The organism is Kytococcus schroeteri (assembly GCF_042433515.1).
In the GTDB taxonomy this organism is placed as follows: domain Bacteria; phylum Actinomycetota; class Actinomycetes; order Actinomycetales; family Dermatophilaceae; genus Kytococcus; species Kytococcus schroeteri.
This window is the reverse complement of record NZ_JBHLVH010000003.1, coordinates 1-11045: the sequence shown is the minus strand read 5'-3', so window position 1 is coordinate 11045 and position 11045 is coordinate 1. Positions and strand designations below refer to the sequence as shown.

The 11045-nt window shown below is 71.3% G+C and carries 6 protein-coding genes, 1 tRNA gene and 2 pseudogenes; 7 read left to right on the top strand and 2 right to left on the bottom strand.

Annotated features, from left to right (window positions below):
* Positions 1 to 2: 2 nt before the first annotated feature.
* Positions 3 to 1073, bottom strand: a complete 1071-nt coding sequence (selD, locus tag ACFFHC_RS01385) for a selenide, water dikinase SelD (protein ID WP_141494917.1) — start codon at positions 1071 to 1073, stop codon at positions 3 to 5.
* 110 nt (positions 1074 to 1183) lie between these two features.
* Between selD and ACFFHC_RS01380 the strand changes: the two genes are divergently transcribed.
* The 4 genes from ACFFHC_RS01380 to hutU all read left to right on the top strand — a co-directional run bounded on the left by ACFFHC_RS01380 (position 1184) and on the right by hutU (position 6561).
* A tRNA-Sec gene (locus tag ACFFHC_RS01380) sits at positions 1184 to 1279 on the top strand.
* Between the two features lie 208 nt (positions 1280 to 1487).
* Positions 1488 to 2867, top strand: a complete 1380-nt coding sequence (selA, locus tag ACFFHC_RS01375; RefSeq protein ID WP_101850095.1) for an L-seryl-tRNA(Sec) selenium transferase — start codon at positions 1488 to 1490, stop codon at positions 2865 to 2867.
* Entirely contained in the window at positions 2864 to 4660 is a 1797-nt protein-coding gene (locus ACFFHC_RS01370; protein ID WP_101850094.1) for a selenocysteine-specific translation elongation factor, read from the top strand. The genes selA and ACFFHC_RS01370 overlap by 4 nt, the downstream gene beginning before the upstream one ends.
* A gap of 188 nt (positions 4661 to 4848) precedes the next feature.
* Positions 4849 to 6561 carry a urocanate hydratase gene (gene hutU / locus ACFFHC_RS01365; protein ID WP_141494904.1) on the top strand — a complete coding sequence of 571 codons (1713 nt, stop codon included), beginning with the start codon at positions 4849 to 4851 and terminating at the stop codon, positions 6559 to 6561.
* Positions 6562 to 6670: 109 nt separating this feature from the next.
* Here the strand turns inward: hutU and ACFFHC_RS01360 are convergent, their stop codons facing one another.
* Positions 6671 to 7291, bottom strand: coding sequence for a hypothetical protein (locus ACFFHC_RS01360; protein WP_141494903.1), 621 nt, complete (start codon positions 7289 to 7291; stop codon positions 6671 to 6673).
* 28 nt (positions 7292 to 7319) lie between these two features.
* On the opposite strand from ACFFHC_RS01360, the pseudogene ACFFHC_RS01355 reads away from it, so the two are divergent.
* The 3 genes and pseudogenes from ACFFHC_RS01355 to ACFFHC_RS01345 form a co-directional block, all read left to right on the top strand.
* Positions 7320 to 8519, top strand: a pseudogene (locus tag ACFFHC_RS01355) (ISL3 family transposase); the annotation flags it as partial.
* Positions 8520 to 8892: 373 nt separating this feature from the next.
* Entirely contained in the window at positions 8893 to 9687 is a 795-nt protein-coding gene (locus ACFFHC_RS01350; protein ID WP_144464418.1) for a hypothetical protein, read from the top strand.
* 419 nt (positions 9688 to 10106) lie between these two features.
* Positions 10107 to 10631 (top strand): annotated as a pseudogene (locus tag ACFFHC_RS01345) (urocanase-related protein); the annotation flags it as partial.
* Between the last annotated feature and the right edge of the window lie 414 nt (positions 10632 to 11045).

Genomic DNA, 11045 nt, shown 5'->3' with positions numbered 1-11045 from the left:
GGTCAGGCCACCTGCACGGTCACGCCCTCACCGAGGGACCCGCTGGCCACCGTCTCGCCGATGACGGGGGCGCCCGGCACCTCGCCCACCACGAGCAGCCCACCGGAGGTCTGCGCGTCGGCCAGCAGCACCAGCTCGTCCTCGCCCACGCCCTCGGCGCGCAGGTGCGGCCGCACCCAGTCCAGGTTGCGGCGCGACCCACCGGGCACGAAGCCCTGGCCCAGCAGCTCGCGGGCGGCCCGGAGCACGGGCACCGCCCCGGCATCGATGCGGGCGGCCACGCCCGAGGCGCGGCACATCTTGTGCAGGTGCCCCAGCAGGCCGAACCCGGTGACGTCCGTGGCGGCGCGCACCCCGGCGTCCACCGCGGCACGGCTCGCGGTGTCGTTGAGGGTGGTCATGAGCTCCACGGCCTCGGGGTGGCGGGTGCCGGTGGCCTTGTGGTGGTTGTTGAGCACGCCCACGCCGAGCGGCTTGGTGAGGCTGATGGGCAGGCCGGGCTCGGCGGCGTCGTTGCGCAGCAGGCGGTCGGGGCCCACGGTGCCGGTGACCGCCATGCCGTAGGTGGGCTCCGGTGCGTCGATGCTGTGCCCCCCGATGACGGGGCAGCCCGCCCGGGTGGCCACCTCCAGGCCGCCGCGGAGCACCTCGGCGAGCAGCTCGGTGGGCAGCAGCTCGCGCGGCCAGGCCACGAGGTTGATGGCCATGACCGGGGTGCCGCCCATGGCGTACACGTCGGAGAGGGCGTTGGCCGCGGCGATGCGGCCCCAGTCGGCGGCGTCGTCCTGGACGGGGGTGAAGAAGTCGGCGGTGGAGACCACGGCCAGGCGGTCGGACACGCGGACCACGGCGCCGTCGTCGCCGTCGTCGAGGCCCACGAGCACCTCTGCGGTCGGGGCGGGTCCGGCGGTGTGGCCCTGGGGGGCGGGGCCGCCCGGGTCGCTGGCGTCGCCGGGCCCGCCGGGCAGTGCACCCCGCAGTGCGGCCACGGCGTCCTCGAGCTCACCGGGCGGGATCTTGCAGGCACACCCTCCGCCGCGGGCGTACTGGGTCAGGCGGACGACATCGGTCATGGGTCCAGACTAGGAGCGCCCGGGCGCCGCCCCCTCACCCCGGCCCTCGGCAGCCCTCCGCCGGTCGGTGCTCCCGCACCGCGCCGCTTCGCTGACCTACGCTGTGCCACGGAGGCGTCTGGGTTCCTGGTGGGCCCCCCGGTCTTCAACACCGGCGAGGGCGAGTACCTCGTCCTGGCGGGTTCGATTCCCGTCCGCCTCCGCCAACGTCTCCCGTGCCGAGATGCGCACCGGTGCGGAACTCGGTCTGCCACCTGCACCAGATCCGCACCGGTGCCGAGGTCGACCGTCGAGTTCGGCACCGGTGCGGTTCTCGTCGTGGGCGGCGACCGAGTTCGGCACCGGTGCGGAAACCGAAGGCCACCCACGCCGCCCCACCCCGCCTGCCGGACACCCGCCGCCTACCCTCGTCCCATGACCGGCGCGCCCCCCGCCCCCGATGCCGCACGCGGCCCCACCCCGGACCCGCGCCGCCGCATCCCCCGCACCGATGCCGCGCTCGCCGACCCGCGCCTCGCCCCGGCCCTGACCCGCCTGGACCGCCGCACCGTCCGCGATGCCGTGACCGCCGCCCAGCAGCGCGCCCGCGCCGGCGAGATCACCCCCGAGCAGGTGGTCGACGCCGCCGCGGCCGCCCTGCCGCAGCACGCCACCAGCCTCACACCCGTGCTCAACGCCACCGGCATCGTGGTGCACACCAACCTCGGCCGCGCCCCGCTCGCCGCGGCCGCCCGCCGCGCGCTCCAGGAGGCCGCCGGCCACGTCGACGTGGAACTCGACCTCGCCACCGGCACCCGCGGCCCGCGCGCCACCGGCCTCCTCGACGCCCTCCGCCGCGCGGTCCCCGCCGCCGGCGACGCCCTCGTGGTCAACAACGGCGCCGCCGCCCTGGTGCTCGCCACTACCGCCCTGGCCGCCGGCCGCGAGGTCGTCGTCAGCCGCGGCGAGCTGGTCGAGATCGGCGACGGCTTCCGCCTCCCGGACCTCATCGCCAGCACCGGCGCCCGCCTCCGTGAGGTCGGCACCACCAACCGCACCCACCTGCGCGACTACGCCGAGGCCGTCACCCCGGACACGGGCTGCATCCTCAAGGTGCACCCGTCCAACTTCCGCGTGGAGGGCTTCACCTCCGGCGTCGATGCCGGCGAGCTCGCCACCCTGGGCGTCCCGGTGGTGCACGACGTCGGCAGCGGCCTGCTCGCCCCCGACCCCGCCCTGCCCACCGAGCCCGACCTCACCACCGCCCTGGCCGCCGGCGCCCACCTCGTGACGGCGAGCGGCGACAAGCTCCTCGGCGGTCCGCAGGCCGGCCTCGTCCTGGGCGATGTCGCGCTCGTCCAGCGCCTGCGTCGTCACCCGTTGGCCCGCGCCCTGCGCATCGACAAGCTCACCGCCGCCGCGCTCGAGGCCACCCTGCGCAGCCCGTCCACCCCCGTGGCCGACGCGCTCCACGCCACGCCGGACGCCCTCGCCGCGCGCACCCGCGCCCTGGCCGCCCAGCTCGGCCTCGAGGTCGTGCCGGTCGAGGGCCGTGTCGGCGGCGGCGGGGCGCCGGGGGTCCCGCTGCCGGGGTGGGCGCTGGTCCTCCCCTCCGATGCCGTGGCGCGCCTCCGCCGTCCTCCGGCGGGCACCGCGACGGTGCTGGCCCGCGTCGAGGGCGGGGTGGGGCTGGTCGACCTGCGCTGCATCGACCCCGCCGACGAGCCCGCCCTGGTCGATGCCGTGCGCGTCGCCCTGGGCGAGCCCGCGCCCGCCCCTGCCCCCGGGCCGACCCCCACGGACCCCACCCGATGAGGCGCGTCCTGGCCACCGCCGGCCATGTGGACCACGGCAAGTCCACCCTCGTGCGGGCCCTCACCGGGCGCGACCCCGACCGCCTCGCCCAGGAGAAGGCGCGCGGCCTCACCATCGAGCTGGGCTTCGCGTGGACCACGCTCCCGTCCGGCACCGAGGTGGCCTTCGTCGACGTCCCCGGCCACCGTCGCTTCATCGGCACCATGCTCAGCGGGCTCGGCCCGGCGCCCGCGGTGGTCTTCGTGGTGGCGGCCGACCAGGGATGGCAGGCGCAGTCCACCGAGCACCTGGCGGCCGTCCGCGCCCTCGGCGTCCGCGACCTGCTCCTCGTGGTCACCCGCTGCGACCTCGCCGAACCCGCCGAGACCCTCGTCACCGCCCGCGCGCACCTGGAGGCGGCGGGGCTCGCGGTCCCGCACGTGTGCGTGGCGGCTCCCACCGGCCAGGGCATGGACGAGCTCCGCGCGGCGCTGGACGCCCTCGCCGCCCGCACCCCCGAGCCGGATCCGGCAGCGCCCGTGCGCCTCTGGGCGGACCGCGCGTTCACGGTCGGCGGCAGTGGCACCGTGGTCACCGGCACCCTCGGCGCGGGCACGCTGGCCGTCGGCGACGAGCTCGACCTCCTCGACGCCCACGGCGCCCCCACCCGCGTGGCCGTCCGCGGCCTCCAGAGCCAGGACGCGCCGCTCGAGCAGGTGGGCCCGGTCTCGCGGGTGGCGGTCAACCTCCGCCGCACCGCGGTCGATGCCGTGGGGCGCGGCGCCGTGCTCCTCACCCCCGGCGCGTGGGAGAGCTCCGCCGTGGTCGACCTCGCGCTGGCCCCGGTCGATGACACGGGCGCCCCGCCGCAGCAGGCCACGCTCCACGTGGGCTCGGCCGACGTCGAGGCGCACGTGCGGCCACTCGGCGGGCACCACGTACGCCTCACCCTCGCGGCGCCCCTGCCGTGGCGGGTGGGCGACCGCGCCATCCTCCGTGACCCGGGCAGCCGGCGCGTCTGGTCGGCCACCGTCCGCGAGGTGGACCCGCTCCCGCTGCGCCGCCGGGGCGCGGCCGCCGCCCGGGCCGCCGCGCTGGAGGCCGCCGGGGGAGACCCGGCCGCGCTGCGCCGCCTCCGCCTGGCCGACCGCCGGGTGCAGGACGTCGCCCTGCTGGAGCGCCTCGGCCTCGCCCCCGCGTCCGAGGACGTCGCCACCCCCACCGAGGTCCGTCACGGCGACGTGGTGGTCGACCCCGCCGCCTGGTCCGCCTGGCGCACCGCCCTGTCCGATGCGGTGGCCGCCCACCACCGCACCCAGCCGCTGAGCGCCGGCGTGCCGCTCGCCGAGGCCGCCCACGCCATCGGCCTGCCGGCCCAGCACGCCACCCTGGTGCCCGAGCTGGCGCGCCAGGTCGGCCTCGCGGTCGACGACGGCCGCGTCCACGACCCCGCTGCCGCCGGCCTGGGCCCGGCCGAGGCGGCCGTCACCCAGGTGGAGGCCTGGCTGCGCGAGGACCCCTTCGCCGCGCCCGAGGCCCGCGAGCTCGACGACCTCGGTCTCGGCGCCCGGGAGCTCGCGGCCGCCGCACGCGCTGGCCGCCTGCTGCGCCTGCCGGGGGAGGTCGTCCTCCTCCCGGACGCCCCCGCCCGCGCGATGCGGGAGCTCGCCGCCCTCCCGCAGCCGTTCACCCTCAGTGTGGCCCGGCAGGCGCTCGGCACCACGCGGCGGGTGGCGGTCCCGCTGCTGGAGCACCTCGACGGCCGAGGCTGGACCCGCCGGGTGGACGGCCAGCAGCGCGAGGTCGTCCGCTGACGGGCCGCGCTCGTCGCCTCCCGACGCCCCTCGTCCCACCCGCTGCCTGTCCCACATCTGGGACACCTCGCCCCGCCCCCACCTGCCGCCCCGGCGCGACGGCTGGTGGAATGGCCGCACCAGCGCCGGGGTGCACCCACCACCGGCCACCGGGCCTCGCCCGGCCGACCGAGTCGAAGGAGACACCCATGGAAGGCGCCCGCCCCGTCCGCGCCCCGCGCGGCACCGAGCTGACCTGCAAGAGCTGGCAGACCGAGGCCCCGCTGCGCATGCTCATGAACAACCTCGACCCGGAGGTCGCCGAGCGCCCGGACGACCTCGTGGTCTACGGCGGCACCGGCCGCGCGGCCCGCTCCTGGGAGGCCTTCGACGCCATCGTGGCCAGCCTCAAGGAGCTCGAGGACGACGAGACCCTCCTCGTGCAGTCCGGCAAGCCGGTCGGCGTCATCCGCACCAACGTGTGGGCCCCCCGCGTGCTCATCGCCAACTCCAACCTCGTGGGCGACTGGGCCACCTGGGAGCACTTCCGCAAGCTCGAGGCCGAGGGCCTCATGATGTACGGCCAGATGACGGCCGGCTCGTGGATCTACATCGCCACCCAGGGCATCCTCCAGGGCACCTACGAGACCTTCGCCGCGGTGGCCACCAAGCGCTTCGGTGGCACCCTCGCAGGCACCATCACCCTCACCGGTGGATGCGGTGGCATGGGTGGCGCGCAGCCGCTGGCCGTCACCCTCAACGACGGCGTGTGCCTCATCGTGGACGTGGACCGCACCCGCCTGGAGCGCCGCGTGGGCAAGCGCTACCTGCACGAGATCGCCGACGACCTGGACGACGCCATCGCCCGGGCCAACAAGGCCAAGGAGGAGAAGCGCGGCCTGTCCATCGGCATCGTCGGCAACGCGGCCGAGGTGTTCCCGGCCCTGCTCGAGCGCCACAAGGCCGGCGACCTGCAGATCGACGTCGTCACCGACCAGACCTCCGCCCACGACCCGCTGAGCTACCTGCCGGTCGAGTTCACGATGGAGAACTGGCACGCCGAGGCGGAGAAGGACCCGGAGGGCTTCACCAAGAAGGCCCAGTCCGCCATGGCCGCCCACGTCAAGGCGATGGTGGAGTTCCAGGACGCGGGCGCCGAGGTGTTCGACTACGGCAACTCCATCCGCGACGAGGCGCGCAAGGCCGGGTACGACCGGGCGTTCGAGTTCCCCGGCTTCGTGCCGGCCTACATCCGCCCGCTGTTCTGCGAGGGGCTCGGCCCGTTCCGCTGGGTGGCGCTCTCGGGCGACCCGGAGGACATCAAGGTGACCGACCAGGCCCTCAAGGAGCTCTTCCCCGAGGACGAGAAGCTCCACAAGTGGCTGGACGCCGCCGACGAGTTCGTGGAGTTCGAGGGGCTGCCGGCGCGCATCTGCTGGCTGGGCTACGGCGAGCGCCACAAGGCGGGGATGCTGTTCAACCAGCTGGTGCGTGAGGGCAAGGTGTCGGCGCCGATCGTCATCGGCCGGGATCACCTGGACTCGGGCTCGGTGGCCAGCCCGTACCGGGAGACCGAGGCGATGAAGGACGGCACGGACGCCGTGGCCGACTGGCCGCTGCTCAACGCGCTGACCTCCGCGAGCTCGGGGGCGTCGTGGACGTCGATCCACCATGGTGGTGGGGTGGGCATCGGGCGGTCGATCCATGCGGGGCAGGTGGGGCTGGCCGACGGCACCGACCTGGCCGAGCTGAAGCTGGAGCGGCTGCTGACGAACGACCCGGGCATGGGTGTGTTGCGCCACGTGGACGCGGGGTACGAGCGGGCCATCGAGGTGGCCGACGAGCGGGGCGTGCGCGTGCCGATGATGGACGCCGCCCGCCGCAAGGCCCGGGCGTTCGAGGACCCGGTGGCCGAGGACTGATCCGGACTGTCCCGGGCCTGCGTGCCCGCATGCGCATCGGTCCGTATCTCGACTGGCGAGATGCGGACCGATGCGCGTCTCGGGGGTTCCGCCGGTGCGGGTGGCTCGATCAGGTGGTGGTGGGGCGCAGGAGGTCGGGGCAGCAGCCGGGGTCGGGCCAGTCGGCGAACTCGACCCCCATGCGCTGGCGCCAGGCCTCGGCCTGGTTGTCGCACTCCTCGGTGTCCCAGACGGGGTGGGGGTGGCGGCCGACTTCTTCGAGGCGGACCGTGATGTCGGCCGCGGTGAGGGCGTCGGCGACGCGTTGGGTAACGACCATGTTGAGCGTGTCGCCGGGGTGGTAGAAGCCGCTGCCGTCCCGGCCGTCGGGGGTGGGGTCGGTGCAGTAGGACTCGAGGGTCCACACGGCAGGGAGTTTCACGGTCCTCACGTGTTCGTCATGGAAGGTCTCGGAGTAGGTCGGTGAGGTTCCGGTGATCTCCAGTGCCCACCATGCTCCGGGTTTGAGGGCCTGCATCTTGTCCGAAGGTGGGGGGAGCTCGTGGAAGCGGACGCCGGTTGCTCCCACGGCCTCGATGGTGTCCTTGAAGGAGTCGTGGACGACGGTGCCGATGATGTCCAGCGGGATGCCGAGTTCGTGCAGTCCGTTGGCGTTGGTGAGGTCGCCCTTGAGGGTCCGTCGGTCGGTGGTCTCGAGGTGGCCGTTGCGGTACACCAGCCCGTTTCCCATGTACTTGTCCTGCAGGAAAAAGTGCGGTTCGGTGCTCGCCTGCCGAGTCGTCGAGCCGGGCGACTGGTGCCGACGTTGCGGCTGCCAGGGCGTTGCGCGGGACACCGTGACCAGGTAACTGGCGCACGAGCCGTGTGGATGGCGCCCGACCACGCTGCTGCTCACCGTGCGCCGGTACCGGTGCACCGAGTGCGGCCACGTATGGCGTCAGGACACCACCGCCGCTGCCGAGCCGCGGGCGAAGATCTCCCGCGGTGGGCTGCGCTGGGCGTTGCTCGCGCTGGTCGTGCAGCACCTGACCATCGCCCGGGTCGCCGAGGCGTTGGCGGTGGTGTGGGACACCGCCAACGACGCCGTCCTGGCCGAGGGCCGGCGCGTCCTGATCGGTGACCCGGCCCGGTTCGAGGGGGTGAAGGTGTTCGGGGTCGACGAGCACGTGTGGCGGCACACCAGGAAGGGCGACACGTACGTCACCGTCATCATCGACCTCACCCCGGTCCGGGACGGTACGGGGCCCTCCCGCCTGCTGGACGTGGTCGAGGGCCGCAGCAAGAAGGCGTCCAAAGACTGGCTCGCGCAGCGGGACCAGGCCTGGTGCGACGGGATCGAGGTCGTCGCCATGGACGGGTTCGCCGGGTTCAAGACCGCCACCACCGAGGAACTGTCGGACGCGGTCACTGTCATGGACCCGTTCCACGTCATCCGGTTGGCTGGCGACGCCCTGGATGAGTGCCGCCGCGTTCAGCAGGAGGTGCACGGGCACCGCGGCCGCAAGGACGACCCGCTCTACTCGGCGCGCCGGACCCTGCACACCGGCGCCGACCTGCTCGCCGACCGCCAGGACGAGCGCCTCGACAAGCTGTTCACCGGGGACCGGCACGTCCAGATCAAGTGCACCTGGGTCATCTACCAGCGCATGATCTCCGCCTACCGAGACCCCAACCGGGTCGCCGGCCGCGTCGAGATGAGCTCGGTGATCGATGCCCCCGCCGACGGGGTGCCCCGACCGCTGGTCGAGCTGCGCAAGCTCGGCCGCACCCTGGCCAGACGCGTCTGTGATGTCCTGGCCTACTTCGAGCGACCCCGCACCAGCAACGGACCTACCGAGGCCGTGAATGGACGACTTGAGCATCTTCGCGGGCTGGCCCTCGGGTTCGGCAACCTCACCCACTACATCGCCCGAGCACTCCTCGAAGCTGGCGGATTCAGGCCCCGACTACACCCTCGTTTGCGAAGAGCCTGGAACCCATGCGGATTTAAACAAGACCTCAAAATATTTTACTTGCGAGGCGCACTCTGGAACAAGTGCCCATGAGGCGAATAGGGGTCAATCGATGCCCAGAGCACCCTTGTCCCACTGAAGTAGTTCAGTATGGTCGCAGTTATTGCACCTACCTTGAACGAGACGGGGCCGGTGGAACATCACTGTTGATCCTATCGCCCGGGGTTGATGGCTCTTCCGATCTGAGGGTGTAGCAGTGGTGGTGTGACACCCAATCCAGAATGGGCGGAACCCGGGCGAGGTGATCGGCTGGAGTCCGCCAATATGCTTCTTCCGCAGCGCGTTCGACAGGGGCGCGGCGGTGTGCTAACTTCCCTACATGAATATCGTGAACTCAATTGCAGCAAGTCTTGCCGGCGCCGTACTCATCACGGGCTCAACATTCGCTTCGGCCGATGAGGGATCTGGGGCGACCTCGCCCACTGTCGCTGCCGATCAAGCCTATCAGGCGGAGATTGAAGGTGTCGAGGAAAATGAGCAGTCCGCGGATGAATCACTTACTGGGGATGATATCGCTTCCCTCGCCGCACAGGGAGAGGTTGTAGAGTTTGCCGTGATGGGAAAGGAACTCGGGGGAGTTGGCAGTGAAGTCCCCGTGTCCCTTGAATCCAGTGTTGCTGCCCTAGATTCCGCCTCTGAGGTCGATGCAAATGATCTCACCCAAGGTGCAAGGGAACTAGAGTCGCTCGCTCTCCCGGCGCCAGATGGCCGCTATAATACGGTGTCCCACTGGAAGGACAGGGAGGGTCGGGGGGTGCATCTGCGCAAAGGCTATTACGAGCCGGCCACGGCTTTCACTAAGGAGCGAGGCTTTGGGCATATCAAGATGTACCGCAAGCACAACGTGACCAAGACTGCCGCTTATGCGTCTACCAGGATGTACACGTCAACCATCAAGAAGGACGAAAAGCGCGAATATCTAGCCCCAGTGAATTACGTTACATGCAGTGGCCGATGGATCTTTCGCACCTGCAAGGTGACCACAAGAACTGTCCTTGTGACTATCCATGATGGGCGCACGCTCCGTGACGGGAAGTCCTTTGGGATCGTCACATCGTATTGCACGGGGTACATCCGTTGCCCTGATTGGGTAAAGCGTGCTGCGAACATCTGACCTGTCTGGCATGAGTGGCGGAGGGAAGATATGCCTCGGACTTTGACAGTGGACCAAGTGCGTGAGGGACTGCCGGTCCTCTGTCGCGAAGACACAGTTGAACCAGTTCTCTATGGGTTGGTACGCATCCTCTATGGCCATCCGGGGCGGGTCCTGCTGGGTGCTGGACCCGATCACGTAATGGTCGAATGGCTCGGGGCAGACCAAGAGTGGGGTTTGGACTGCGTGGGTTATGGTCGGATCGGCCCCAGGTTGGACACTTATGGTTTGAACGTCCCCGAGTCGGACAAGGAGTGGCAGGAAGCGGTAGCAAGAAGCCGTTCTACCCTCATCTATACATCTTGTGCAGACTGATCTCTCTGGTAACGGGGCTGTGTCAAGGCCTTGAAGGCAACGGTTTCATAACGGTCTCTTTGCAGGAGTTCGTGGAGTTCGAGGGGCTGCCGGCGCGCATCTGCTGGCTGGGCTACGGCGAGCGCCACAAGGCGGGGATGCTGTTCAACCAGCTGGTGCGTGAGGGCAAGGTGTCGGCGCCGATCGTCATCGGTCGCGACCACCTGGACTCGGGTTCGGTGGCCTCCCCGTACCGGGAGACCGAGTCGATGAAGGACGGCACGGACGCGGTGGCCGACTGGCCGCTGCTGAACGCCATGACCTCGGTGTCCTCGGGTGCGTCGTGGACGTCCATCCACCACGGCGGTGGCGTCGGCATCGGTCGTTCCATCCACGCCGGTCAGGTGGGTCTGGCCGACGGCACCGAGCTGGCCGCGGCCAAGCTCGAGGCGCTGCTGACGAACGACCCGGCCATGGGTGTGTTCCGCCACGTCGACGCGGGCTACGAGCGCGCCATCGAGGTGGCCGAGGAGCGTGGCGCCCGTGTCCCGATGATGGACGCGGCGCGCGCCACCGCGGCGAAGTACAGCGACACGGTCGCCGAGGACTGACGGCTGCGCCAGGGGTGAGCTGAACCCAGCACGACGGGCCACCCGGGAGCCTCCCGGGTGGCCCGTCGGCGTCTCCGCCCCTCGTGTCCCGCCGCGGTCCACAGGGAGTGCGGTCCGCTCGGTGTGGCCGTTTGCGTCTGGCGTGGAGTGTGTGTATTGTTCCTCCTCGTTGCCCAGCCGGGTGGCCCGCTCCGGGAGACTGGAGAGTGTGGGTCCGGGGTCTGGGTGGCGGCAACCTCTTTCTCTCAGGTCTGGTGATCTGGTCTGTCCTTTGCGGGGCGGGTTGGTGAGCGGGGCTGGGATGGTGTAAGGTTGTGGATCGCCCCTGAACGAGATCGCGCTGAGTGTGCGGTGGGTGTTGGGGAGTGTTTGGTCCTTGAGAACTCAACAGTGTGTCATGAATCGATGCCAAAT